21 protein-coding genes, 1 tRNA gene and 4 pseudogenes are annotated in these 25,505 nt (G+C 34.3%); 18 read left to right on the top strand and 8 right to left on the bottom strand.

Translation table 11 applies throughout. The features are described 5' to 3' along the window. A partial coding sequence (locus tag GA0061081_RS05940) for a hypothetical protein (protein WP_209435373.1) occupies positions 1 to 525 on the top strand: 525 nt, incomplete at its 5' end. 217 nt (positions 526 to 742) lie between these two features. Further along, positions 743 to 904 carry a hypothetical protein gene (locus GA0061081_RS11085; RefSeq protein ID WP_167349315.1) on the top strand — a complete coding sequence of 54 codons (162 nt, stop codon included), beginning with the start codon at positions 743 to 745 and terminating at the stop codon, positions 902 to 904. Here GA0061081_RS11085 and GA0061081_RS05935 read toward each other — a convergent pair. After that, entirely contained in the window at positions 895 to 2,121 is a 1,227-nt protein-coding gene (locus tag GA0061081_RS05935) for an RNA-directed DNA polymerase (protein WP_091348165.1), read from the bottom strand. The two genes, GA0061081_RS11085 and GA0061081_RS05935, sit on opposite strands and share 10 nt — an antisense overlap. Here GA0061081_RS05935 and GA0061081_RS05930 point away from each other — a divergent pair. The 4 genes from GA0061081_RS05930 (at position 2,116) to GA0061081_RS05915 (ending at position 7,076) form a co-directional block, all read left to right on the top strand. Beyond that, the gene (locus GA0061081_RS05930; RefSeq protein ID WP_091348163.1) at positions 2,116 to 2,535 is read left to right on the top strand and encodes a four helix bundle protein; all 420 of its coding nucleotides are present in this window, start codon (positions 2,116 to 2,118) and stop codon (positions 2,533 to 2,535) included. The genes GA0061081_RS05935 and GA0061081_RS05930 overlap by 6 nt on opposite strands. A gap of 380 nt (positions 2,536 to 2,915) precedes the next feature. Further along, on the top strand, positions 2,916 to 4,820 hold the full coding sequence (locus GA0061081_RS05925; RefSeq protein ID WP_091348159.1) for a beta-glucoside-specific PTS transporter subunit IIABC: 1,905 nt from the start codon (positions 2,916 to 2,918) through the stop codon (positions 4,818 to 4,820). Beyond that, the gene (locus GA0061081_RS05920; RefSeq protein WP_091348156.1) at positions 4,810 to 6,231 is read left to right on the top strand and encodes a glycoside hydrolase family 1 protein; all 1,422 of its coding nucleotides are present in this window, start codon (positions 4,810 to 4,812) and stop codon (positions 6,229 to 6,231) included. Before GA0061081_RS05925 ends, GA0061081_RS05920 begins: the two co-directional genes overlap by 11 nt. A gap of 5 nt (positions 6,232 to 6,236) precedes the next feature. Continuing rightward, positions 6,237 to 7,076, top strand: a complete 840-nt coding sequence (locus GA0061081_RS05915) for a PRD domain-containing protein (RefSeq protein WP_091348196.1) — start codon at positions 6,237 to 6,239, stop codon at positions 7,074 to 7,076. A gap of 76 nt (positions 7,077 to 7,152) precedes the next feature. On the opposite strand, the gene GA0061081_RS05910 is transcribed toward GA0061081_RS05915, so the two are convergent. Then, on the bottom strand, positions 7,153 to 7,872 hold the full coding sequence (locus tag GA0061081_RS05910) for a hypothetical protein (RefSeq protein WP_091348152.1): 720 nt from the start codon (positions 7,870 to 7,872) through the stop codon (positions 7,153 to 7,155). Positions 7,873 to 8,106: 234 nt separating this feature from the next. Next, positions 8,107 to 8,742, bottom strand: a complete 636-nt coding sequence (locus tag GA0061081_RS05905) for an NAD(P)-dependent oxidoreductase (RefSeq protein WP_091348149.1) — start codon at positions 8,740 to 8,742, stop codon at positions 8,107 to 8,109. Between the two features lie 140 nt (positions 8,743 to 8,882). Between GA0061081_RS05905 and GA0061081_RS05900 the strand changes: the two genes are divergently transcribed. From GA0061081_RS05900 to GA0061081_RS05880, 5 genes and pseudogenes are all read left to right on the top strand, one after another. Next, positions 8,883 to 9,248 (top strand): winged helix-turn-helix transcriptional regulator, encoded by a 366-nt coding sequence (locus GA0061081_RS05900; protein ID WP_091348146.1) that lies wholly within the window; start codon positions 8,883 to 8,885, stop codon positions 9,246 to 9,248. Positions 9,249 to 9,497: 249 nt separating this feature from the next. Then, positions 9,498 to 11,195 carry an AAA family ATPase gene (locus tag GA0061081_RS05895; protein WP_167349314.1) on the top strand — a complete coding sequence of 566 codons (1,698 nt, stop codon included), beginning with the start codon at positions 9,498 to 9,500 and terminating at the stop codon, positions 11,193 to 11,195. Continuing rightward, positions 11,195 to 12,307 (top strand): 5-methylcytosine restriction system specificity protein McrC, encoded by a 1,113-nt coding sequence (locus GA0061081_RS05890; RefSeq protein ID WP_091348143.1) that lies wholly within the window; start codon positions 11,195 to 11,197, stop codon positions 12,305 to 12,307. Before GA0061081_RS05895 ends, GA0061081_RS05890 begins: the two co-directional genes overlap by 1 nt. Positions 12,308 to 12,459: 152 nt before the next feature. Beyond that, positions 12,460 to 12,726, top strand: a pseudogene (locus GA0061081_RS05885) (LacI family DNA-binding transcriptional regulator); the annotation flags it as partial. Positions 12,727 to 13,202: 476 nt separating this feature from the next. Next, the gene (locus GA0061081_RS05880; RefSeq protein ID WP_091348136.1) at positions 13,203 to 13,466 is read left to right on the top strand and encodes a TM2 domain-containing protein; all 264 of its coding nucleotides are present in this window, start codon (positions 13,203 to 13,205) and stop codon (positions 13,464 to 13,466) included. A 477-nt stretch (positions 13,467 to 13,943) separates the two neighbouring features. Here GA0061081_RS05880 and GA0061081_RS05875 read toward each other — a convergent pair whose 3' ends face one another. Further along, a complete protein-coding gene (locus GA0061081_RS05875) occupies positions 13,944 to 14,519 on the bottom strand; it encodes a TetR/AcrR family transcriptional regulator (protein WP_167349313.1) in 576 nt (191 codons plus the stop codon). Between the two features lie 49 nt (positions 14,520 to 14,568). Then, positions 14,569 to 15,570: a type I glyceraldehyde-3-phosphate dehydrogenase gene (gene gap, locus GA0061081_RS05870; protein ID WP_091348129.1), complete on the bottom strand. Its 1,002-nt coding sequence runs from the start codon at positions 15,568 to 15,570 to the stop codon at positions 14,569 to 14,571. A gap of 202 nt (positions 15,571 to 15,772) precedes the next feature. Between gap and GA0061081_RS11335 the strand changes: the two are divergent. Next, positions 15,773 to 15,868, top strand: a pseudogene (locus GA0061081_RS11335) (hypothetical protein); the annotation flags it as partial. Between the two features lie 168 nt (positions 15,869 to 16,036). Continuing rightward, positions 16,037 to 17,272, top strand: a complete 1,236-nt coding sequence (locus tag GA0061081_RS05865; protein WP_091348125.1) for an MFS transporter — start codon at positions 16,037 to 16,039, stop codon at positions 17,270 to 17,272. A gap of 186 nt (positions 17,273 to 17,458) precedes the next feature. Here GA0061081_RS05865 and GA0061081_RS11330 read toward each other — a convergent pair. The 3 genes and pseudogenes from GA0061081_RS11330 to GA0061081_RS05855 all read right to left on the bottom strand — a co-directional run. Further along, positions 17,459 to 17,638: pseudogene (locus tag GA0061081_RS11330) on the bottom strand (integrase core domain-containing protein); the annotation flags it as partial. Between the two features lie 65 nt (positions 17,639 to 17,703). After that, positions 17,704 to 17,955 (bottom strand): annotated as a pseudogene (locus GA0061081_RS11325) (transposase); the annotation flags it as partial. A 679-nt stretch (positions 17,956 to 18,634) separates the two neighbouring features. Next, a tRNA-Phe gene (locus tag GA0061081_RS05855) sits at positions 18,635 to 18,710 on the bottom strand. 159 nt (positions 18,711 to 18,869) lie between these two features. Between GA0061081_RS05855 and GA0061081_RS05850 the strand changes: the two genes are divergently transcribed. The 5 genes from GA0061081_RS05850 to GA0061081_RS05830 all read left to right on the top strand — a co-directional run bounded on the left by GA0061081_RS05850 (position 18,870) and on the right by GA0061081_RS05830 (position 25,490). After that, on the top strand, positions 18,870 to 19,307 hold the full coding sequence (locus GA0061081_RS05850) for an FxsA family protein (protein ID WP_091348121.1): 438 nt from the start codon (positions 18,870 to 18,872) through the stop codon (positions 19,305 to 19,307). Positions 19,308 to 19,451: 144 nt separating this feature from the next. Continuing rightward, positions 19,452 to 19,745, top strand: a complete 294-nt coding sequence (locus GA0061081_RS05845; RefSeq protein WP_034915350.1) for a co-chaperone GroES — start codon at positions 19,452 to 19,454, stop codon at positions 19,743 to 19,745. Between the two features lie 47 nt (positions 19,746 to 19,792). Beyond that, complete coding sequence (groL, locus tag GA0061081_RS05840; RefSeq protein WP_091348116.1) at positions 19,793 to 21,439, top strand: chaperonin GroEL; 1,647 nt, start codon at positions 19,793 to 19,795, stop codon at positions 21,437 to 21,439. Positions 21,440 to 21,711: 272 nt separating this feature from the next. Further along, a complete protein-coding gene (locus GA0061081_RS05835) occupies positions 21,712 to 23,346 on the top strand; it encodes a coiled-coil domain-containing protein (protein WP_091348112.1) in 1,635 nt (544 codons plus the stop codon). Positions 23,347 to 23,360: 14 nt separating this feature from the next. Beyond that, on the top strand, positions 23,361 to 25,490 hold the full coding sequence (locus tag GA0061081_RS05830) for an AAA family ATPase (protein ID WP_091348107.1): 2,130 nt from the start codon (positions 23,361 to 23,363) through the stop codon (positions 25,488 to 25,490). Positions 25,491 to 25,505: the final 15 nt, after the last annotated feature.

The following is a 25,505-nucleotide window of genomic DNA, read 5'->3' as shown; positions in this document are numbered from 1 at the left end:
ATACATTTTTTGAAAGAAGGCCTTTTTTTAAAGGCTTATAACCAGTCATTTTATGTCATGAGTCAATTATTAGGATTTAACCTAAAGCCGATAATCAAGCATATTAAAAAACTTGACCAAATTGTTGTATGTGGTGGATTTCCGGCTAATGTTATTAATAAACGTTTCCCTAACGCAGTGCCAACTATTCACGGCTACGAGTTATTAGATGATTACGATTTAAGTGGTTACCAAGCTTGGTACCAACAGCAGTGTCAGTTATACCAAAAAAGAAAAAACCAAGAAAAACAACCACTGCAAACCGCTAACAATCCTAGCTCACCCCCTTTATCGCAGTCTTTAATTCAAACACAATCATCGATTTTAACTGACTCAGAGCCAATAGCAGACACAGCACTCAGCAACATAAACAAACCGTTAACATTACAACATTTACTATTTTTATCGTCATGGCAACCTAATAAATATCCCCCCATGATTGATAGTGCGTTTATTCAAGAGTTAAAAAACTACTTCAGTCAATAACAGAGCACACTGTGCCCGATGGGGCTATTGCTTAGGTTTTAGTGTTTAAATCGGGTGATAGAAAAAGGGCTACAAATAAGGTCAGCACCTTTCACGGGAAAAGTCAGGAAAAGTTACAAACGGCTTTTTACGTTATTTAAGGGCGAATGCGGCAACGCAGTAAGCTGGTAGTATTAAGATTAAGGTGCAAAAACGAGCAACATGAACAACTACGCTGATGCGGGCTTCGTCAACAACAACTACTGGACGAGTGACGCAACAGGTAGCAATGGCTTCAATGTCAACTCGAACAACGGCAATGTCAACAGCAACAGTGCCAGCAACGGCCGCTATGGCCTTTGTGCCGAGGCCTTATTACAGTGTGCTCTGCTATGGGTGAGTTTGAATAAATTGATGTAAAAATTGTTTTTTTACATGCACCGCCGTATAAGCACAATTACTTGGCACAAAGTAGTGATTGAGCGTATAGAAATGGTGCTCAATTATTAGTTTACGCAGTCGGTAGTGGTTGGCATGTTTCATTAAACCTAAATAACTATTGATGACCGCTTCCATTTTTTTGAGTAGCGGGTAATCAATTGTTAAAGGTTGCTCGATAATGGATTGCCAATAGGCGTTATTAGGAATAAAACTAAATTGTTTGTTGCTTGTGAGTAACTGATTAAAGAAGCGCAAATAATTGTTGAGTTTTTTAATGTTGCGACTGCGTAAATGTAAGTAGTGAGGGTATACCTTATAACCTAAATAATCAGCACCTTGCCGACATAGCTGTAAGTGTTGTTTTTTAGGATGAAGTTGTAATTTTAACTGTGTGGTAAGAAATTGGTTAATTTGTTGTTTCCATGCTAATAATTGTTTAGCCGAATTGCCGAGTATAAAAAGGTCATCCATATAACGCACATAACCTTTTATTTTTAATTGATGTTTTATAAAGTGGTCAAGCGGATTTAAATATAAATTAGCAAAAAGTTGGCTGCTTGCTGAACCAATCGGAATCCCTGTATCTGGAGGAGACGATGCTAACCGTTTATGTTTGGGGATGGTTGCTAATAATGCTCTGCTACCGCTAACAATATAAGCGGATTGCGCTACATTTTGTAGTAATATTTTACTTGATACATAGGCAATTAATGATTGGTTGTGGGGTGCATGTTTTTTTAATAAGGTTAACCAGTTGTTGAGTAATGTCGGGCGATGAATTGAGTTGAAATAATTTTGAATATCGAGGTGTAAATAGTAATTATTATTGGGTCTACGCATTAATTGTTGTACTCGCTTTACGGCATATAAAGTACCTTTACCAATGCGATTAGAGTAAGAGTCTTCAATAAAGTGAGGACTAATAATTGGCTCAGCTTGGTTTACTAACCAACATTGCAATAATCTGTCACGATAAGCAGGTGCATAGATTTCGCGTAGCTTTGGGTCGCAAACGGCAAAACGTGTATAGGTGCTTGGTTGGTACTTTTGTTTCAGTACATCACTTGCTAACTCGTTACAGAGTTCAGCAATGTTCAACAGTGATAACGATTTTTGTAAACTTTGTGCGGTTTGTGTGGCTGCATTTAATAATTGTTTTGTGAGGTTATTATGCATAATCAATTGCCTAATCCTGTTAAACCAACTTTTGTTCAACCTAAAATATTTAATGATTTGGTGACATTATATCAATGTTATTGGCAAACACATTGTCACTTACCTAAATCATTTAAATTTACCACAGGCGAAGCGATTTTAACCGAACTTACAGGGGCAATTCGTTTTGCGGTATTGTCTAATATCGTCGACCGAGATAACACCCAAGAATGCCAATCAGCCGTCAAACAGTTACAACTTATTCGTGCTTCGTTAGATGTGATTAAAGGGTTGTTGTGTGTGGGTTGGAAAATGAAAATGATATCACACGGCGCTTTTGCTTTATTCAACCAATCCATCGACAACATCCAAAAACAGGCTACGGGTTGGCAGCATTGGTTTATGGCGCAGGTGCATGATGAGGATTTGAATTAAAATAGCTAGATACCTGAACTTACATTGAAGGGTAAGAATTAGAATGTTTGAGCTTAAAGTATACTTGTGTTTGTACCCTTGATTAATTCGTTTAATTTTAACTAGTTTTATAACATTTTTAGCTTTAGATGTTCAGCTAAAATTCTTTATTCGAAGTTAATTTGTCCATATTAATGTGATTATACAAGTTCCATAAAAGTAAGATGTAGATCACATTTTTCGTATTACAACTTGAAAAAAATATAAGTTATATATACCATCAACTCAATTAAGGCATGTTACTGATTTAATTCAGGCAGGACCAGAACAAAAACTTATTTCGATAAGTAGATTTTTGTTTTGGTCCTTTTTTTTTTGGTCTTTTAAAAGTGAGTGTATATATGGATTATCAACATTTAGGTAAACAAATTTTAGAGTTAGTTGGGGGAAAAGATAATGTTAATTCCTTGACTCATTGCGCGACTCGCTTGCGATTTGATCTATTTGATAAAAGCATCGTTGATAGTGATGCAATTACTAAATTAACTGGTGTTATTAGTGTTGTTGATAGTGGTGGTCAGTTCCAAGTTGTGATTGGTAATGAGGTACAACAAGTGTATCAAGCCATTAGTCAGCATTTATCTAATAAAGATCGTGGTACTTTGAAAGCAAAGAAAAAAGAGGGGATATTTTCATATATTATCAGCATCATTTCTACTTCATTTACACCAGTAATCCCGGCTTTAACTGGTGCAGGGATGATTAAAGCATTATTGGCTATTTGTAAGTTAATGGGTGTATTATCCCCAGATAGTCATACCTATTATTTGTTAGATATGTTGGCTGATGCGGCATTTTTCTTTATGCCTATTTTATTAGCTTATGGCGCTGCAAGTAAATTTGCATGTAATCCTATTTTAGCTATGACTATTGCTGGGGCACTATTACACCCAAACCTAGGAAAGCTAATGGCATTAAGCCAAGACGTTACTTTTATTGGGATCCCTGTTAAATTGGCAGATTATGCTGGTTCAGTATTACCGATCATTATTACTGTATGGGCGATGTCTTACATTGAGAAATTTGCCGAGAAATTTACTCCATCGATGGTAAAATTTTTTATCAAACCGATGCTTATTTTATTGATAGCTGGACCATTGGCATTAGTGGTTATCGGGCCATTTGGTATCTTACTAAATGATTTAGTTGCGCAAGGTGCAGGTTATATTAATCGTAAAGCTAGCTGGTTAATTCCGATGTTAATGGGCGGATTACAACCATTTTTAATTATCACAGGTACAGCGTGGGCAATGACACCAATTGCAACTGGACAGTTAAATCGTAATGGTTCTGAAATGATTAATGGCCCTGGTATGTTAGCATCTAATATAGCTCAAGGTGCGGCTACATTGTGTGTAGCAATCAAAACCAAAAATAAAAATTTAAAACAGCTTGGGTATTCTTCTGGTTTTACAGCATTACTTGGTATTACCGAACCGTCATTGTACGGAGTAACGTTAAAGCTAAAACGACCATTAATTGCTTCAATGATTGGTGGTGGTGTTGCAGGAATTTATGCCGGCATGTCAGGATTGTTACGTTATGCTTTTGTATCACCTGGATTGGCTGGTTTACCTGCATTTATTGGTGATAACCCGATGAATATTGTCCATGCTTTAGTGACTTGTTTTATTGCGTTGGTGGTAACATTTATATTGACATGGTTTATGGGATTTGATGATCCTCTTGATGAGAATGATTCTGCAACTACTATTGATGCGGGGGAAAATTTACCATCCTCTAATAGTCCTGTTGCTCTTGATTTTAGCGGTGTTACCTTAAGTAGTCCTTTAACTGGAAAAGTGATTCCATTATCAGAAGTAAAAGACGATGTTTTTTCACAGAATTTGATTGGCGATGGTATTGCCATTGAACCTAGTCAAGGTAAAGTTGTTGCACCAATTAGCGGTGAAGTTATAAGTTTGCTTGAATCAAAACATGCCATCGGTATAAAAAGCGATCAAGGTATTGAAATTTTGATCCATGTAGGGCTGGATACCGTTAAATTGGGTGGTCAATTTTTTACTAATAAAGTGGTACAAGGTCAGAGGATTAATGTAGGTGATGAGTTAATTGAATTTGATCTAGAAGCTATTGATAAAGCAGGTTATATGTCTACTACACCAGTAATTATCCTACATTCTGATAGTTATATTGTCGAAAATCTTAAAAAAACGATGGTAACAATAGGTGAAGATCTGTTGATAGTGAAAAAGTCAAACCAAGGGAATAATCATGATTTATAAAACTTTAAAACCGTTTCCGAAAGGTTTTTTATGGGGTGGTTCAACGTCTGCTTATCAGTTCGAAGGAGCATGGGATGAAGATGGCAAATCGCCATCAATTGTTGATATGTATTGTCATCCTCAAGACGTATCGGACTTTAAGGTCGCAAGTGATCATTATCATCATTATAAAGAAGATGTACGACTTTTTGCTGAGCTAGGCTTAAAGGCCTATCGTTTTTCGATTGCTTGGACACGTATTATTCCTGACGGCGTTGGTGAAGTTAATCCTGAAGGGTTAGCTTTTTATCATAATCTTATTGATGAACTTAATCGTTATGGTATTGAGCCTATAGTAACTCTATATCATTTTGACTTACCATATAAATTGGAGAAACAAGGTGGATGGAGTGAACGCTCAACCATTGATGCTTTTGTGCGATATGCTGAGGTTTTGTTCCAAAATTTTGGTGAGAAAGTTAACTATTGGTTAACGATCAATGAACAAAATACCATGATCCTTCATCCAGGAGCAATTGGTGTTCCAGAAAATGGCAAATTACCAAGTAAGAAGACTCTCTATCAACAGAGCCACCATATGTTTATTGCTCAAGCTAGGGCTATGCAGTTATGCCATCATCTTTGCCCAAATGCGAAAATTGGGCCAGCATTAAATATTACCTCAATGTATGCAGAAACTTGCCGACCTGAAGATGCAATTGCTGCTCATAATTGGGAAACCATCCGTTGTTGGAGCTTTCTCGATATTGCTGTTTTAGGTCGCTATAATGCTTTATTTTTAAGTTATTTAAATGATAGAGGGATCTGTCCAACCATTTTGGATGAGGATCTGGTTGTATTAAAAAATGCACAGCCTGATTTTATTGCTATAAATTATTATTCAACTGCGACGATTGCAGCTAGTAAAGGGAATGCTACCGATATATCTGCAAGAGCAGGAGATCAGCAAATTATGCTTGGTGAACAGGGAGTGTATCGAGCAGCGGATAATCCTTTTGTTGATAAAACTGCTTATGGGTGGGTAATTGATCCTATCGGTCTACGTTTAACTTTAAGGAAAGTTTATGAGCGCTATAATTTACCAATTTTAATTACCGAAAATGGTATTGGCGCCCCAGATCAACTTAATGCAGATAATACCGTTAACGATGATTATCGTATTGATTTCATTAGTAAACACGTTACTCAGATGCAATTAGCTATTACTGATGGAGTTGAACTAATCGGTTATTGCCCATGGTCAGTGATCGATGTGGTCAGTACTCACCAAGGTTATGGTAAGCGTTATGGATTTATTTATGTTAATCGTGGTGAATTTGATTTAAAAGATCTGAAACGTATCAAGAAAAAAAGTTATTACTGGTATCAACAATTAATTAATGCTAACGGTCAGTTAGATAAATTGATGTAATGCTTATGATCACATTTAGAGTGGATAAAATTTTAAATAATAGCCTCGTATTATCGAAAAATAGCGATAATAATGAAGTGATCTTGATGGGAAAGGGGATCGGATTTAATGCTAAGGTAGGAGATGATATCTCCTCTGATCTGATCGAAAAATGTTTTGTTTTGCAACAAATAACAGGAATTCAAGGTTATCTTAAATTAATTGAGTCACTGCCTGATGATTACATCGAGTTAACGAGATCTTTGTTAGACTACGCAAGTAAAACATTAAACACAAACTTTAGAGAAACGCTCTTTTTTACCTTGTTGGATCATCTTAGTTACGCTATTGAACGGTATTATTCAGGCGTGATTATTCAAAATCGGTTACTACATGAAGTAAAAAGTTTTTATCCAAATGAGTTTAAAGTTGCAGAGTATGGAATAACCTATATCAATGAGCAGCTTAATATCGCTTTACCAGAGGAGGAAGCGGGAAATATAGCTTTTCATTTAGTTAATGGGCAATCACATCAACAAACTATGCAAAATACTCTATTATCCGTTAAAATCTTGAAAGATATTTTCAATATTATTCAATTTAATTTTGCAATTGAAATAAACAAGCAGTCATTAAACTATTCACGTTTTTTAACTCATATGCAGTTTTTTATTCAGCGTATTTTTGAACAACAACAGCTACATTCTGATAATGATTTTATTTTTCGACAAGTAATTGAGCAATATCCAGATGAGTTTAAATGTGCTCATGCTATCAAAAAATATTTAATTAATCAGCTTAATATCACAATATCGAATGAAGAAATTCTTTATTTGATATTGCATATTATTCGTATTGTGCACTAAATACAATCAAGTCAAATTAACTTATCTTAAGTATAATCACATAATTCAAAATAGCGAAAATCTCTCGGCTTTATTGCTATTTATATTCGCTAATAGTGTAATTATGATCTTGACGCTTTAATGCCATATTAATTAAATCAATATAGTAGTTAAGCCGTTTATTTTCTATTGATAAACTAAATGCTCCCAAATAAAAACCTAATATAAGAGAAAATAGCGCCCATGATAAGAAATCCCCAAAACTATAATTTTGACCAAATATTTTTGAAAAAATAGTTAAAAGATCTAATGTTTTTTTATCATAAGAATAGAAAAAACCAAATAAAAATATAATAGTAACATTTTGTCCAACACAAAGACTATTTTTCGATTTATTGCTATTGATTTTTAGCTGAATATGATCTTTTGAATCTTCTAAAGTTTTTTTATCATAATTACTGAGTGTTTTTATTATTTCATCATTTTTTTTTACAGTTTTTATAAGCTGATTTTGAGACTCTTTTGTGAAGTTCTTAAGATGAAGTATTGCTGGAATTATTTGAAACAGCATTCCAAAAATTAAGCTGAATAGTGGAATAATCTCTAAATATAATACAAATAATTTCAGCTCTTCTAAAGGATAGATAAATTTGTAGAATAACGCTAATATAAATATAAATGCATATAGCCCTAAACCTATTCTTATTAAAATATCTGAATATTTTTCTAGTTGACTTTTTAAGGCAATACTATTTTTGCTTTTCTTATGTAAATCACATGTACCTAAATAGTTAAGTAGTTCGCTTATTTTTTCCATTTTATTTCCTTTTAATAATTATTTTTATCAAAGTAATAAAGTAAAATATGGTATGTATTATATCTCTTGGTTAGAATGTTGCTGTTAGATGAAACTATCCCAAGCCAACTCCAACTCGTTCCCCAAATAATTGTCCTTGAAACGCGTTAAAAATGTATCGGGATATTTCCATTATTATAGAAAATAGGCGCTTATTTCTGTCTAAGAATGCTTATTTACCGTATTTTAGCAACCTTATTCAGTTGCAACGGTAAAACGTTGCTTAATATGCTTAGCTTTTTCTGCCTCATCAATCATGGCAATGGCATAATCAGCATAACTGATTTGGCTTTTTCCTTTGCTGTTAAATAACACCTCTTCACCGCCCAAGATATAATGTCCTGTTCTTTCACCATCAGCGTTAAACTCAATGGCTGGGCTTAAATACGTCCATTGCACATCATCGCACGTTCTAAGCGCATCAAGTGCTTTGGCCATATTGGTGGCTAATGGTTTAAATGCATCAGGAAAATCAGGTGCATCAACCAAACGCAGTGAATGCTGTGGATTAACATATAAACTGCCTGCACCACCCACCACTAATAGGCGATTTGTTTTACCGCTTAATATATCCGTTAAATGCTTTAAACTGGTTTGATGCAATGGCAGTGATTCCAGTGCCCAAGTACCAAATGCATCAATAATCACATCAAAGGGTTTTAAATCAGTATAGGTTAATTCGAATAGATCTTTAATCATCACGGTTGCTTTGGGATCGAGCTGTTGACTTGCTTTACGCACTATTGCGGTAACATCATGCCCGCGTGAAATCGCCTCTTTTACTAAAAGTTGCCCTGTTTTACCACTCGCACCAATGACTGCAATTTTCATACTTTGCTCCTTTCAAGCGTTTAATGATTAACATGATATAAGAATGGTTTTAGATTAGTCTTTAACGTTTCTACTGTAAAGTAGGTACTAAATAGTGCTATAGTAGCTTTTTTGAAACCATTATTGGATTTTAAGCATTAATGATTAAATTAAATAATGATTTGCCTATTTGCCCCGTTGAAATAACATTAATGTTAATGGGTGATAAGTGGAAAGTCTTAATTGTGAGAGACCTGCTTACGGGAACCAAACGCTTTGGTGAACTAAAAAAATCGCTGACTGGCATATCACAAAAAGTCTTAACTCAGCACCTGCGAGCTATGGAAAAAAATGGGTTATTAACCCGCAAAGTGTATGCCGAGGTTCCACCAAGAGTTGAATATACATTAACCGAGGTTGGACAAAGTCTAAAACAGGTGCATGATGCCATGTTAGAGTGGGGAAAGGCTTACAAATTAAAAGCGGATGAGTCACCTTTTCCTCATCCGTCAATCAATCATAATTAACTATCAAATTCTTCGCAGCCAAAATAAAACTCATCTGAGTTGGCATTTTTGTCACGACCGATAAGAATGATACTAGGAATCAATATTACTGTTTAAATTATTTACTATTGTTATGAAAAATGGCTGAAAACAGCTTTATAACCATATAACGATAATCAGCAAATAATTATCAATATCCTATTTTTGGTTAACAATAAATTAGTTTAAAATATACATAAAAATAAATAACATGATTAGAAAGGAAAGCAATTGGACGGAATAAAAACATATTGGTTTTTAGGTGCAAAATTTAAAGGTAGTAAAGACCAAACAGAGCATTTTATTAGTTCAGGTATCTGGCAAAATGGTTATGATAATAAACTTTTGGATGTCGTAAAATCTATTTCTGTTGGCGATAAAGTTGCCATCAAATCAACCTATAATCAGAAAAATAATTTACCCTTTGATAATAAAGGTCTACCTGTTTCGGTAATGGATATAAAGGCTATTGGCACCGTAACTAAAAATTATGGTGATGGAAAATTGTTAGAAGTCGATTGGCAACAAACTAATTTGAATAAGAAATGGTACTTTTATACCAATATAGCTGCTATCTGGAGTGTTAAAGATGATTTTTGGCTATCAAAACAATTAATTAATTTTGCATTTTATGATCAGCCACAAGATATTGATGCCTTTCGCAATGCTCCATATTGGAAATCTCGTTATGGGGATAATAATTTAAGTAACAATAGTAGTACTAATGCCAACGAGATTAACGAACCGATTAATGATTCTTGGCTAGATATTGTATTAAAACGCATTAAACAATTATGTTATCAGAAAAATAGTAATATATTTACTCGGTCAGAATTTCTTGAGCATTATAAAGAGAATCTTCAACTATTATTTCCTAACAATAATACTATTGAATCAACTATTGATAATAGATTTCAAGAGTTAAGAAATAATAATATTTTATTATTTTTGGGTGGTGGAAAATATAAATTACTGGATATTGACACCCTAAATGAAGAAGAAAATTATGATAACCAAGATATGACTGAACCCGTAATCATAAAACAATCTTATACCCAAGATGACCTAATCAATGAAGGTTGTTTTATTGATAAACAACAGTTGCAAGCCATATTAAAGAGCTTAAGGTTGAAAAAAAATATTATTTTACAAGGTCCGCCAGGGACAGGTAAAACTTGGTTAGCTAAACGTTTAGCTAATATTATTGTTGGTTATAAAGATTCAAAAAATATCAAAGCCATTCAGTTTCATCCTAATATGTCTTACGAAGATTTTATCCGTGGCTATCGGCCAAGCAGTGATGGTAAATTAGCGCTGATTGATGGACCTTTTTTAGAGATAATTAATCAAGCACGGAATGATGCTCAATCACATTATGTAATTGTGATTGAAGAAATTAATCGTGGCAATCCAGCACAAATTTTTGGTGAAATGTTAACGCTACTTGAAGCTGATAAACGAAATCCAAATGAAGCCTTAGAATTAACATACCAACATCAAAATGAAAAAGGCGTATTTATTCCTGATAATCTTTATGTTATCGGTACTATGAATATTGCTGATCGTTCGTTAGCGATGCTCGATTTTGCTTTACGTCGTCGGTTTGCCTTTTATCATTTAAGTCCTCATTTTGGCGAAAATTGGCTCAACTATATGCAAGAAAAAAACGACTTTTCACCGCAACAATTACAAGATATAAAGCACCGTATAGAGGCATTAAATCAATATATCATTAATGATAGTACACTCGGCAAGGCATTTACCATTGGGCATAGCTATTTTACTTGTCTTAACCAAGAAATGGCTGCGCAAGATTGGTTTGAGCATATTGTTCGTTCAGAAATCGAGCCTCTATTAGAAGAGTATTGGTTTGGCGAGCCTGAAAAATTGAGTAATGCGATGAATATATTATTAGATGATGCACAATAATGACCACGATAAATTATCATCCGCTATTAACCAATACTACCGTTGCCAAAATACCAATTAGAAACATATGGCTACTTTTGCTCTATGCTTCTGATTATTATAAAACTGTAGGGCAAAAACAGAGAATAGAACTAGAAAATAACCCTGAGGAATTAATAACGCTCGCTGCCAAACTATATTGTCAGGCAGCAAATAAATGGTTAATACATCACCTTGCTGCAGATTATCAGCTCACAACAAAAGCACTTAATCGTGTCAGAGGAAAAATAGATATTTTAACTACTCAGCGTAATCAATTATTGGCAAAGGGTAAAATTCAATGTCGATATGATGATTTAACGATTGATACCCCTAAAAATCGCTATATTCATGCTGCGGCTCATCTATTAGTAAAACAATTGAAAGATGCGAGCTTAATTGAACAATGTAGAAAAATCATTCATCAATTTACTGCGTTGAAAATTGGTCAAACAACACATTATTGCTATGAAAAGGAGCGTTTTAACCATGCAAATCTTAAAGATAATACTTTAATTTCATTAGCAAAACTGATTTTTAGTTTGTCAATGCCCACTCAATTTCAAGGATTACATACTATTGAACAACTAAAAAAAACCGATCATTGGTTACGAGAGTTATTTGAAAAGGCAATAGTTGGCTTTTACCGTGTAAATTTAGATCCTGAGCAATGGACTATTTATGCGGGTAAAAAATTAAATTGGCAATATAGCAATGCGACCGATAATATCACCGCCTATTTACCCACCATGAAAACCGATTTAATCCTTGAAAATCGCAGTCATACACAACGTTTAATCATTGATACTAAATGTACCTCAATTTTAAAAAAATCACGGTTTAGACTTAACTCGTTTAGTAGTCATCACCTTTATCAATTGTATGCTTATTTAAGAAGTCAGGAAAAAAATAGCGATCCTTTATCCTTTTGCGCCTCTGGCATGTTGCTATACCCGACTGTCGGTGCGGCGGTTAATGAAAATATGACTATTCAAGGACATAAATTATCATTTTGTACTATTGATTTAACGCAAGATAATAACGCTATTAAAAACAGTTTATTGGCGTTAATAAATAGTTTTGACTCGTGCTAATTCAAATTTCATCATTTTCTACCTGATTTTAATGCTAACTACTGTTTAGTGTTTAGCAAAAAACAATTTACCAAACCAACATAAACAATCTGAAATCGCTATTTTTTCTAAAATAGCTTAGTATGATTTTATTGATTTTTGTTGGCTAATTTATGATGAGCAGATCTTCAAATCACTTAACTATTAAAGATATTGCCAAGCTTTGTGGGGTGAGTAAATCGACAGTTTCACGGGTGATTAATCATGATACGATGGTAAAAGCAAGTACCCGTGCCAATGTAATGGCAATTATTGAACAGTATCAATTTACCCCGTCGAAATCGGCTAGAGCCATGCGCGGCTATGGGAATAAAGTCATTGGTATTATTGTTACTCGGCTTGATTCCCTGTCTGAAAACCAAGCGGTGCAAAGCATGTTGCTTATTATCATTAACATAAATCATTGAGTATGATAATTCACGATCAAAACGGTAAAGAATTCTGCTTTGTTTTTACAAATCATATCTAACATTTCCGCAATAATTATGCATAAAATCGCAAATAAGTCTTGTTTTGATTTACATGGGGTTAATATAACTTGCTGTATTTCCATTGCTATGATTTAAATTTCTAAATTAAAACAAGGCATTGATAGTTTACAATAAAGTATCGGTTGTATATAATGTCGCACTCTTTTCTAAAGAGAAAAGTTGTAGGAAAACAGTAAAGTAGAGGTTAAGTACGTTAAAATCCAATATTTTTTTCATGTGTATTAACTGTTACAGCAATCATTGAAAATTAAATTGTTATGTAGTTATTTTTTTACGTTATCTGTTTAATAATCAATAAGTTTTTAATTATTATAAATATTATGTTTATTTGAATTATCTTTTATTATTTAAAGTAAGGAGTTTTTATGGAAACCAATTCTGATTTTGTAGGAAGTAACCGTTCGGTTGTTGTAACTCTTTTATTGTGGTTTTTTTTCGGTACATTTGGTATTTATAGAATGTATTTAGGTAAAGTTGGTACAGGTATTTTAATGCTTATATTAACACTATTAGCGTTTTTGACTTTTGTTTTTTTTATCGGTATTTTTATATTTTTAGGGCTTTTCATCTGGTGGATAATTGATTTAGTTAGAATACTAAAATCACCTAAAATGGCTAATATGCCTTAATTTTGAAGTTTTAAGGACGATATAATTACTAAAACGACAAGACTAAAAGATTATTTTATTATTATCTTTAATAGTAAGCAAATTGAAGTAGTTATAGCAATTATTGAGAGAAGAGTTCCTTTTAAAGAAGTAAACCTAATTGAATTATAGCTCTTTTCTTAAAAGTTGAAATTTTAATTTAATTGAAATTTCAACTTTTACCTGTAACTATCCCCTAAAATAGTACAGCAAAAAAGTAGAAAATTCCCTATGATAAAAGTAAAAGAAGATTGAAACATGAAAAAGATGACAAAGCACCAAATCGTATCGATATTAAAAGAAGCAGAAGCAGGCATTCCTGTTAAAGAGCTTTGCCGTAAATAGGGTATTTACACTTGTTGTTTGAATTCGATGCTAAATTTTCTGGCTATTATATTTTTCTCCTATGATTTGTATTTATATCATAGAGGTAACTTCTATCCACTTTTTTGGCAAGGATCACTTATGTGATGGAGCAAATATCTTCAATAGTGTATTGATAGTTAGATAAAAATATGAGTCATCTTGCAATCCTTTTGCAGAAATATATGCACCTTGCACAGTAGATATTATAAGTGTTACTGCTTCTAATGGCGCAAGAATATTAGAAATACTACCCTCAGCAATTCCAAGCTTTATAAGACTTTCTAACGTTTGTTTTATAGACTCAAATCCACGAGTAACTTCTACTGCTAACTCTTGGTTTTTCATAATAGATCTATCTCGAGCCAGTTGACCAACCAAGCATCCTCTATCTATATTACGAGCTTTTAATAGGAAATCTGAAAGTTTATTATATGCATTTTTATCTGCATTTAGCACTGAAGCATTGTAACTTATTAGTTGCTCTACATTATATTTTATTGCATGTAGGGACAAATCCTCTTTACCATTAAAATAATGGTAAAGACTACCTTGTCCGACTTCAGCGCGAGTCAAAATGTCATTTGGGCTAGTGCTAGATAGACCTTTTTCTAATATTAGATCAGCCATAGCTTTGATTAGCTTTTCTTTGGAACTTGGTTTGCTATTCATTTTCACCATAAAACACCATACCACCAGTCGATGTTATGCTTATATTTAATTATTTAATCTGTAAAATAGTATCTACTAAACGGTTTGAAAATCCCCATTCATTGTCATACCAACTAACAACTTTGAGTAATTTACTATCGATAACCTTAGTGAGTTTAGCGTCGAAAATAGAGGAAGCTGGATTTTTAATAACATCAGATGAAACAATCTCATCTTCTGTATAAACGAGAATTCCATCTATTTTTTTTGAGTTAACTACTTTTTTAATAGTATCATTTACTAATTGCGCTGTCACTTCTTTCTCTAGATTTAGAGTAAGATCTATCATTGATCCTGTAATTACCGGAACCCGTACTGAACTACCATCTAATTTTCCATTTAACTCAGGGATTACAATGCCAATTGAATGCGCTGCACCTGTTGATGTAGGAACAATATTTTGAGCTGCACTACGTGCTCGCCTCATATCACGGTGTGGAGCATCCTGAAGATGTTGATCCTGTGTATAAGCATGAATAGTTGTCATAAAACCCGATTTAATACCGAAGTTATCATGTAGTACTTTAACTAAAGGAGCTAAACAGTTTGTTGTACATGAAGCATTTGAAATAATGTGATGTTCATCTTTGTTATACATGTGGTTATTAACCCCTTGTACAATGGTCAAATCAACATTTGATGCAGGCGCAGAGATAAGAACTTTTTTAGCCCCAGCTTTGATATGAGCTTGCGCTTTTTTTCCATCATTAAATACACCTGTTGATTCTAGTACAATATCGATTTTGTGTTTAGCCCATGGGAGATTTTCAGGATTACGCTCTTGATATACAACAATCTCTTGACCATCAATTACCAAGCAACCTTTTTTCACTTTGACACTTTTGGTAAAACGTCCAAAAGCCGTATCATATTTTAAAAGATGAGCCAGTTGTTCAATCGAACCTAAATCATTGATCGCAACAATTTTGATATTATGCGAACTCTCATGCAACGCACGCATAAAACTACGCCCAATACGACCAAAACCATTAATAGCTACATTAGTCATCATTACCTCCAGTAATGTTTATATTATCATCATCCATACCAATTGGTATGGTTAAAAAACAATACACTACACGCTTTAAAAAAACAACAACTAATTAATCTATTTTTTATTAACACTTAAGTTGATTTTATTTGTATACAAATATTCACTTGCATGATTTAATACATACTAGTTTGTATTAAATTGAGAGAAAAAAAAGAGCAAAATGAAAAAAATATTCATACTGGATACAACGTTAAGAGATGGGGAACAGGCCCCACAAAATGCGATGAATCCAAAACAGAAACTTAAAATAGCTTTGATCAGGATCAGAGCATGAATCATGGGCATCAGATATTGGTTGTATAGGCTTGATTGTTTGGCTAGAGCCCGTAAAACAAATTAGTTGAACGATATATTTAGGATGTATACACCTTAAATATAGCCATCTAATTTTAAATACAATTTACTATATTTAGTTGAGGAAAAAATGAATAAAAAAAACAATTATCGTTGGTTCGTGCTTGGCATTGGTGTGCTCGCACAAGCAACATTTGCAATGGGGTTTGCTGGTATTCCTATAACGGGAATTTTAATGCGAGATGCTTATCATTTTTCACTATATGAACTTGGTTTTGTTTTAGGTTCGATGGGATTGGGGGTTGCGGCTTCAGAGATAATTTGGGGGATCCTCACAGATAAGTTGGGCGACAAGATAGTGCTAACTCTAGGATTATGGTCCTCAGCAGTAGTGTTTGTTGTAATAGCTATATTGCTTACACCAGAGGCTTCGCTTGGTGGTGTTAAATCTTTACACTTGGCAATAGCTTTGGCAATAGCTGGAGCCCTTGGTGGTAGTATTAACTCATCATCAGGTAGAACAATAATGTCGTGGTTTGATGATAGTGAGCGTGGCTTTGCTATGAGTGTTCGCCAAACTGCAATTCCAGTTGGAGGCGCAATTGGTACAGGTTTGCTTCCTTCGCTAGCCTATACATATGGTTTTGAAGTAACTTTCATTGTGTTAGCCGCCACAGGTTTTATTGCCGGCCTTATTGTTGTTTTCTTTATCAACTCTAAACATACCGAATTAAAACATGCAGTTCAATCGGCTCTCGCAGTACCTTCGCCACTGAAAAGCTTTCAAGTATGGAGAATTGTTATATCTGCTGGTTTTCTAACTGTACCTCAAATGGCTGTACTTACATTTGGAGGAGTCTATATGCGAGATGTTCTCGATATAGATTTAGCATCGATTTCTATCATTCTCATTGTTGTTCAGCTAGGTGGCGGAATTCTCAGAATTTGGTCAGGTTACTATACGGACAGAAAAAAGAATCGTATTGCATTGTTAAAGTATTACGCCATCTGTGGTGGAATTGCTTCTTTGGTACTTTGTTTAATGGTTAATAACACATATATGGGTGTTGTATTTCTTATGCTAACTGGTTTGTTTGGGCACGCTTGGCATGGTATTTCTTATACCGAAGCTGCTGTGAAAGCAGGCGTTGAACGCGCAGGAACTGCATTAGGTATGGTTGGTACTACCGTATTTATCGCATCGTTTCTAACACCCATTCTAGTTGCCCGTATCGCACATGGTTACGGATGGGGAGCTGTGTGGGGAGCTGTAGCTATTCTAACATTTTCGGCTCTATTGTGTTTTATTTCATTCTCTAAAAAGAAAGAACCTTTAACGTCTATTGGTCAAGACAATGAATCCTAAAACAATTTTTCAGAAAATTTGGCAATCACATATTGTTGATTTCTTAGGAGCGAGCGAAGTCCTTATCTATATAGATTTGCATCTTCTTCATGAAATTAATACTCCACCTGCATTTGATGGATTAAAAGAAAAAGGTATAAAGGTTCTGTAAATACCCCAAACTTAGTACAAGATTCAAGTAGAAAATCATGCTGCTTGTTTTAGTGTTTTATACTCAATCGGTGTCATGTTATTTAATGCCTCATGTGGTCTTTCGGTATTATAAATCGTTAACCATTCTTCGGTTATTCTCCTTGCTTGTGCTAAGTTGTTAAAAAGATATAAATCGAGTACTTCAGTACGATAGGTACGATTAAATCGTTCAATAGTAACAGAATGATTTTGTTGTAGTTGCTGTGCCCACGTTTTACGTGCCTTTGTGGGCACTAAAGCTTTTTTATGATTTCTTCTTGAAGCTGGGATTTTAAGCTCAGTTCGGCAAACATCTGCTTAAGCTTGCGGTTTTCGGCCTCCAGCTCCTTTAAGCGTTTGATGTCCGAAGTTTCCATACCACCGTATTTATCTCGCCATTTATAGAAAGTTGAATTACCCATGCCATATTTACGACAGAGCTCCTTGACAGGAATACCCGCTTCAGCTTCTTTTAAAATAGATACAATCTGATGTTCAGTCATTTTTTTCATAATTAAATCCCCTTTACTTTTATCATAGAGAATTTTCTACTTTTTTGCTGTACTATTTTAGGGGATAGTTACAATTCGGTTGAATAAATAACTTTAAAACCTTTGAAAATATCTATATTTTTTCTATTAAATCAGCAAAGCTCTTTGATAGGCTATGATTCACTATAGCTTGGAATGCTATCTGTAATCGAATTATTAAAAATATTTTTCATTGGTAGATGGTTATGACACATATTTAACAAATAGGTGTTCGCTTGTGTCTTGATATTCATGTTGGTTATCGGAATAAATACATACAATGGTATAAGAATATTGTGCCGAGCTAAATTGGGATTTATCAGGGTAAATGCCTGCATAGAGCTAGCATGAAAAATCATCAATGCCGACAAATAAATATCTTCTAGCTTTTCAAATTACAGTAAACAACGCAAGTAATTTCTACAGCATAAATTAAATGCAAGCATTCTTCCATAATCATTGCAAACAAAGGCTTTAAAGCCATTTTATGGATACACGCCATTATCGAACCAAATGTATCCGGGTTTGTATCCTATTTTCCTCTTGATTTGGGGTAATTTCAGTTGAATTTGGTTGAGTAGTGAAACAAGGTGAAAGGTTTATTTGAAAAGGCTTTAGACATAAAAAAACCTGCTAGAAGCAGGTCTTAGAATTTGGTGATTGGTGCCCGGACGCGGAATCGAACCACGGACACGGGGATTTTCAATCCCCTGCTCTACCGACTGAGCTATCCGGGCAACAATGGATGCACATTAAACACGATTCGTGATTATCAGTCAATCCTTTTTGTAATATATTTTAAAAAAAATATATTGTTTGATTGAAAAATAGCTAATCACCTTCATATTAATAGTTAGTTTCTAATAATATGTCTTTATGCTCATAGGAATTGTTATATGCGATTTATTGGTTTTATTATTTTTTTTATTTACGTTTATTGTGAGGTTAGTTTTTTCATTGTAGTTGCAAATACAATTGGGGTTTTTCTTGCTTTAATTTGTATTATTGCAACGTCTATTCTTGGTTTTTCATTAGTCAAGACTCAAGGTTTGAAAAATCTTAGTATTATGCAGAAAAAAATAGCAAATAAACAAAGTCCTAAAGATGAAATCATTAGAAGTGTTGCCTTGCTTTTCGCTGGTTTTTTATTGTTTATTCCGGGGTTTTTGACCGATATTTTAGGAGCTGTTCTTTTAATACCTAACGTTCAAGAGCATATTGTGAAGTTTATTGTGCGAAAAATGCCGATTAAATCGAGATTTGTATCGTCACAAACACTTTACCAAAATAATGATATTATTGAGGGTGAGTTTAAATATAAGGATGATGAATAAATAGTCAATTAAAAAATTTTTTATTTTATCCTCTTGAAGAGTTTGAAATAATCCCCATGTAAAGTGAACAATATTATAAAATCGTAATTTTATGATTTATTTTTAATAATTATCTATTTGAAAATTAGTGCTAGGAGATAACTAATGAAAATTCGTCCATTGCATGATCGTGTGATCATTAAACGCAAAGAAGTAGAATCAAAATCAGCTGGTGGTATTGTGTTAACTGGTTCAGCAGCAGGTAAATCAACACGTGGTGAGGTTTTAGCTGTGGGTAATGGTCGCATTTTAGAAAATGGCCAAGTTCAGCCGTTAGATGTTAAAGTTGGCGATATCGTAATTTTTAATGAAGGGTATGGCGTTAAAACAGAAAAAATCGATAATGAAGAAGTGCTTATCTTATCAGAAAGCGATATTCTAGCCATTGTTCAAGCATAATTAGTAACTAGTTTAACTTATATACAGAATTTAGGAGAAAGACGAAAATGGCAGCTAAAGATGTAAAATTTGGTAATGACGCTCGCGTTAAAATGCTTAAAGGCGTTAATGTATTAGCTGATGCAGTTAAAGTAACTTTAGGTCCAAAAGGACGTAATGTAGTATTAGATAAATCATTTGGTGCGCCAACTATTACTAAAGACGGTGTTTCTGTTGCGCGTGAAATCGAATTAGAAGATAAATTCGAAAATATGGGTGCACAAATGGTTAAAGAAGTTGCATCTAAAGCAAATGATGCAGCGGGTGACGGTACAACTACTGCGACTGTGCTTGCTCAAGCAATTGTTAACGAAGGTTTGAAAGCGGTTGCTGCTGGTATGAACCCAATGGATTTAAAACGTGGTATTGATAAAGCGGTTGTTGCTGCTGTTGAAGAGCTTAAAAAATTATCCTCTCCTTGTGCTGATTCTAAAGCGATTGCCCAAGTAGGTACTATTTCAGCTAACTCTGATGAAACTGTTGGTACTTTGATTGCTCAAGCAATGGAGAAAGTTGGTAAAGAAGGTGTTATCACTGTTGAAGATGGTACAGGTTTACAAGATGAGCTTGATGTTGTTGAAGGTATGCAGTTTGATCGAGGTTACTTATCTCCATATTTCATTAACAAACCAGAAACAGCAACAGTAGAATTAGACAATCCATATATTTTATTAGCCGATAAAAAAGTATCTAATATCCGCGAATTATTACCAGTGCTAGAAGCCGTTGCTAAAGCAGGTAAATCACTATTAATTATTGCTGAAGATGTTGAAGGTGAAGCACTTGCAACGTTAGTGGTTAACACTATGCGTGGTATTGTTAAAGTTGCTGCGGTGAAAGCGCCTGGTTTTGGTGATCGTCGTAAAGCAATGTTACAAGATATTGCAATTTTAACTGCTGGTACTGTTATTTCAGAAGAAATCGGTTTAGAACTTGAAAAAGCAACACTTGAAGATTTAGGTCAAGCAAAACGTGTTGTTATCAATAAAGACAATACTACAATTATTGATGGCGTTGGTGAAGAGTCTTTAATCTCTGCTCGTGTTGAACAAATCCGTAAACAAATCGAAGAATCAACTTCTGATTATGATAAAGAAAAACTTCAAGAACGCGTAGCCAAACTTGCTGGTGGTGTTGCTGTAATTAAAGTCGGTGCTGCAACTGAAGTTGAAATGAAAGAGAAAAAAGCACGCGTAGAAGATGCTTTACATGCAACTCGTGCTGCTGTTGAAGAAGGTGTGGTTGCTGGTGGTGGTGTTGCTTTGGTTCGTGCAGCATCAGCAATTTTAGACCTTAAAGGTGCTAACGAAGATCAAAACGTAGGTATTAAAGTTGCATTACGTGCAATGGAAGCACCATTACGTCAAATCGTAACTAACTGTGGTGAAGAAGCATCAGTTGTTGTTAACGCTGTTAAAGGCGGTAAAGGTAACTATGGTTATAATGCTGCTACAGAAGAATATGGCGATATGATTGCAATGGGTATTTTAGATCCGACTAAAGTTACTCGTAGTGCATTACAATATGCTGCATCAGTTGCAGGCCTTATGATTACAACTGAATGTATGGTAACTGATTTACCTAAAGATGATAAAGCTGATTTAGGTGCCGCTGGTGGTATGGGTGGCATGGGCGGTATGGGTGGAATGATGTAATTTCCGCGTCAGTACAACAGATACATTTCAATATAAACCACTCGGTTATGCGAGTGGTTTTTTTATAAATTCTTTTCTTTTCTAGCATTAATAACTGTTTTCACTTGTCAAAATAAAATGTTGAATAGATAATAACATCATGAAAAGATGAAACTTATCTTTTTAAGAATAAATTTGTATTTCACGATTTATCCTTTTTATTTGAAATGGGATTTAAAGTCGATAAATAATCAGTAAATATAGAAACAAATAATATAATAAGGAAAGAAATAATGAGTGTATCTTCAAGAAAAAAAGTGGCCACCACTGAACAGAGTGATTATTCGGTTAGACAGCGACAAAAAGCAGCTAAAGTAGAAAATCCGCTTGATAAAATTAAAGAAAATACTTTTTTTAAAGTTATTTTTTCAGATAGTCTTTCTCTTGAACAAAAAGTAGAAGAAGTCACTCACATTTTAGAATTTACTGATAATAAAGAGGCTGATCGAGCCAAAATTCAAGAATTTGATACATTTAAAGAATATTTGCAATCTATTTCAGAAGAGATGTCTAAGCAGCGTATCGAGATGACCGATACCGAAGTATTTGCTGAGTTACAAAGAGTTTATGCGGATTTTAATAATGATCTTAATGACTTTATTGAAAAAATAAAACCCCTTACCGAGCTTACTGATGCACTGTATAACTTACGCCAAAATGGTGAAACTCGGAATGCTTTAGCTCAAATCAAAGCCGATCAAGAGTGGGATGAAGAAAAAGCTGCGCAAAAAACCAATGTGCAAGGCGAAATTACAAATATAGAAAAACAAATATCAGGACTACAAAAAGAAATAGTTTTATTGCAGCAAGATAAAACATTCTTTGGTTTTGGGAAAATTAAGGCTTTATCAAAAGAAAAAATTGATCTTAATGAAGAAAAAATCACTCAGTTAAGAGAACAAATCCAAAATAAGAATAAAGTGTTAAATGATATCCAAACAGAAATTACACAACGCCATGAGCAACGTACGGAATCACTGGATATTGAAAAATTAAAAGAGTTGCTGAATTTAACTTCAGAACAGCATACATTGCGCCAAGCAGATATGGTTGAATCAGCGTTAAAATTTGTTAATCAAGGCAAAGAACGTTTTGGTGCAATTCGTAATCATCTGGAAAAAATGGTTAAACAAATTGAAGGGCTTAGTGACAATAATGGCAATATGATACAAATTTATGCCATTATGAACGAAGCCACTAAAAAAGTTGAAAAAGTACATAGGGAACGTAGACAAGAGCTTGAAAATAAAGATGTTGGTGATAATCTGTTAGAGTCAATGAAGCTTGATGAGGCTAGACGCAATTTAGATGAACATATTGACACAGTGTCAACTGCCACGGTTGATACCATGCAGACCTATGGCGAATTAACAACAGAAGCCATCAAAATTCGCAATATGCAAGCAGCAACGAAAAAACAAGTTGAAAGTGCAAGAGCAATGCATTCACGAGGTATTGCATCGGTGGCCTCACAACTTAGTGTTGTGGTAACTGCCGTTAACTCAGCAGCGATTAATGAGGCACAATCAATGGCAGGTAATACTTTAGCCGAAATGACTCGAGTTACAAATGATATTGCAAAAAATGAAGCAATTCGAATTGCAACTGGGCGTGATGAAATTAATAACGATTTAGAAGCTATGTTACAAAACTTAGCAGAGTTTGGCGATACCCAAAAAGAAGCGACTGAAATCACTCGTTCAGCACTAGAAACAATGCGTGCGAATTTAGAAGAAATTGAAAAAATGTCTAAAGACGTTCAAAGTGATACGCGAGAGTTTATTGCGGTGACAGGCGATGTTTTATCAGAAAAATCTGAAACGAAAAAAGAAAGCACTAGTGGCACAACCTCACCTTTTAAACTGTAATAAAGGAACGCATAATGTTGTTAGTTAGAGGGCGTGAATATTTAGCGCAATATCCTAATTTTACCTTAGTAGGTAGGGAACATGATTTAGAACGAATATCGTCTATTCTAATTCGAAAATCATCAAATTCACTTTTATTAACAGGGCCAGCGGGGGTAGGTGTTTCAATGCTTACCCTTGGTTTACAGGCTATTAAAAATAGTCCAGATACACCATTTGATTTGATTGTAAAAAAATTATTTTGGTTGAATTGCGATGCGCTCTTTTCGAGCGGTGATAGTGCTAAGATTAATAATGAATTTCAAAGTATCTTAAAAAAGTTAATGCAAACGCCCGAATCTGTGTTAATTATTACCGATACAGCTAATTTTTTGGAGGGGGCACATAATACTGGTAATGCTCATTTTATTAATGCGTTAAATAACGCCGATAAATCAAATAATTTTCAAGTTATTTTGGAGGTACGAGACGATAAACTGAGTAGTGTATTAAAAGCTAGTACGAAAATGCCAGAACTTTACACGCTTTACGATGTTAAAGAGCCGGTTGGTGATGATTTGAAAAATATTGTTTCGGTGGTTGCCAAAGATCTTTCTGATCATCATAAAATTCAAATTAATGAAGGTGCTATTGATGAAGCGATACACTTAACTAGTAAATATCGCGATAGTTTAGGCTTAGGTGGAGCACAACCTCAAAGAGCGATTTCGTTACTTGATCGCGCACTGGCTAGTTACCGACAACTTACGCATAAACAGCATCCTAAAATTGTTGAATTAATGGATAAAATTGCAAAAAGTAACAATGAAACCGAACGGCAAGATTTGCAACAACAACTTGAACAATGGCAGAAAGATTGGCATGAATTGAAGTCAGAAATTAATAAAACTTATCAATATCAACGTGATGCTGAAACATTACGCTTTCAATTGCAAGATGAAATCACTCAGCTGCAAGAAGAAGAGGATAACAACAATAATTCACAGCCGACTACTGTAAAAACATTTGCTCAGTTTACGGCTGGCGGATTTGATTCTCCTTCAGTAGCTAAATTAAAAGAAAAGATTCGACAAATTGATGCAGAAATTGCACAAAATAACGAGCGACACAAAAAATTAGTCATGTTAGCTAATAAAGATTTGCGACTAGATCGCCAAGAAGTGATCACTGAATTTAGCAAAGTTTCAGGAATTCCGGCAAATAGATTGGATGAAAATGAAGTTGAAAACTTGATTAATTTAGAGACAAATTTATTATCTCGAATCTTTGGTCAAGATAGTATTGTCAAACACGTAGCCAATTCGGTAAAAGTTGCTAAAGTTGATGCGCTACACGAATCTGGTCCAGCAATGTCTTATCTATTTTTAGGTCCATCGGGCGTGGGTAAAACCGAAATGGCTAAAGCCTTAGCACAATACGTCTATGGTGACGAAAAATCGTTGGTTCGTTTTGATATGTCTGAATACATGGAAAAACATGCTGTCGCTAAATTGATTGGTGCACCACCAGGATATGAAGGATTTGAGGCTGGTGGAATTTTAACAAACTCAGTTAGAGCAAAACCCGTTGGAATCTATCTGTTTGATGAGATTGAAAAAGCACATCCTGATGTATTTAATATCTTTTTACAGATCTTATCGGATGGACGGTTAACAGATAATGTAGGTCGAACAGTCGACTTTTCTGATATTATGATTATTATGACCTCAAATATTGGACAACCTTACTATTTAGATCCGAACCTTTCTAATGAAGCTGCATGCGAATTAGCGACAAATGAACTTAATAATACTTATCGTTCTGAACTGCTTAATCGGTTTAATGGACGTGAAAATATTCTCCATTTTAAACGTCTTCCTATGGAGGTTATTGAGCAGATTATTCGACGCGAAATAGATAAGCTAAATCAAGCATATCAGCCTCGTGGTTTTACTGTAGAGATATCAGATTCTTGTATAAGTGCATTTTGTCATGATCATTACGATTTAATTCGTGGTGCTCGGGGATTGCCTGGTTATATTAAAACTAATATTAGGCCATTTATCGTAAATCATATTTTACAAAATCCTAATGATAAAGGTGTATTCCAAGCAGTTTATAATCAGCAGACTCGTAGTTTTGATATGACATTTTGTAAAATTTAAAAAAATGTAAAATAG

This window comes from Gilliamella bombicola (genome assembly GCF_900094945.1).
Taxonomy (GTDB): Bacteria; Pseudomonadota; Gammaproteobacteria; order Enterobacterales; family Orbaceae; genus Gilliamella; species Gilliamella bombicola.
This window is presented reverse-complemented; position numbering and strand designations above follow the sequence as displayed.

Bases quoted from the DNA above. Each gene is read 5' to 3' on its own strand.
- GA0061081_RS11085 (WP_167349315.1), top strand. From the start codon at position 743: ATGCGGGCTTCGTCAACAACAACTACTGGACGAGTGACGCAACAGGTA.
- GA0061081_RS05930 (WP_091348163.1), top strand. From the start codon at position 2,116: ATGCATAATCAATTGCCTAATCCTGTTAAACCAACTTTTGTTCAACCT.
- GA0061081_RS05935 (WP_091348165.1), bottom strand. From the start codon at position 2,121: ATGCATAATAACCTCACAAAACAATTATTAAATGCAGCCACACAAACC.
- GA0061081_RS05925 (WP_091348159.1), top strand. From the start codon at position 2,916: ATGGATTATCAACATTTAGGTAAACAAATTTTAGAGTTAGTTGGGGGA.
- GA0061081_RS05920 (WP_091348156.1), top strand. From the start codon at position 4,810: ATGATTTATAAAACTTTAAAACCGTTTCCGAAAGGTTTTTTATGGGGT.
- GA0061081_RS05915 (WP_091348196.1), top strand. From the start codon at position 6,237: ATGATCACATTTAGAGTGGATAAAATTTTAAATAATAGCCTCGTATTA.
- GA0061081_RS05910 (WP_091348152.1), bottom strand. From the start codon at position 7,872: ATGGAAAAAATAAGCGAACTACTTAACTATTTAGGTACATGTGATTTA.
- GA0061081_RS05905 (WP_091348149.1), bottom strand. From the start codon at position 8,742: ATGAAAATTGCAGTCATTGGTGCGAGTGGTAAAACAGGGCAACTTTTA.
- GA0061081_RS05900 (WP_091348146.1), top strand. From the start codon at position 8,883: ATGATTAAATTAAATAATGATTTGCCTATTTGCCCCGTTGAAATAACA.
- GA0061081_RS05890 (WP_091348143.1), top strand. From the start codon at position 11,195: ATGACCACGATAAATTATCATCCGCTATTAACCAATACTACCGTTGCC.
- GA0061081_RS05880 (WP_091348136.1), top strand. From the start codon at position 13,203: ATGGAAACCAATTCTGATTTTGTAGGAAGTAACCGTTCGGTTGTTGTA.
- GA0061081_RS05875 (WP_167349313.1), bottom strand. From the start codon at position 14,519: ATGAATAGCAAACCAAGTTCCAAAGAAAAGCTAATCAAAGCTATGGCT.
- gap (WP_091348129.1), bottom strand. From the start codon at position 15,570: ATGATGACTAATGTAGCTATTAATGGTTTTGGTCGTATTGGGCGTAGT.
- GA0061081_RS05865 (WP_091348125.1), top strand. From the start codon at position 16,037: ATGAATAAAAAAAACAATTATCGTTGGTTCGTGCTTGGCATTGGTGTG.
- GA0061081_RS05850 (WP_091348121.1), top strand. From the start codon at position 18,870: ATGCGATTTATTGGTTTTATTATTTTTTTTATTTACGTTTATTGTGAG.
- GA0061081_RS05845 (WP_034915350.1), top strand. From the start codon at position 19,452: ATGAAAATTCGTCCATTGCATGATCGTGTGATCATTAAACGCAAAGAA.
- groL (WP_091348116.1), top strand. From the start codon at position 19,793: ATGGCAGCTAAAGATGTAAAATTTGGTAATGACGCTCGCGTTAAAATG.
- GA0061081_RS05835 (WP_091348112.1), top strand. From the start codon at position 21,712: ATGAGTGTATCTTCAAGAAAAAAAGTGGCCACCACTGAACAGAGTGAT.
- GA0061081_RS05830 (WP_091348107.1), top strand. From the start codon at position 23,361: ATGTTGTTAGTTAGAGGGCGTGAATATTTAGCGCAATATCCTAATTTT.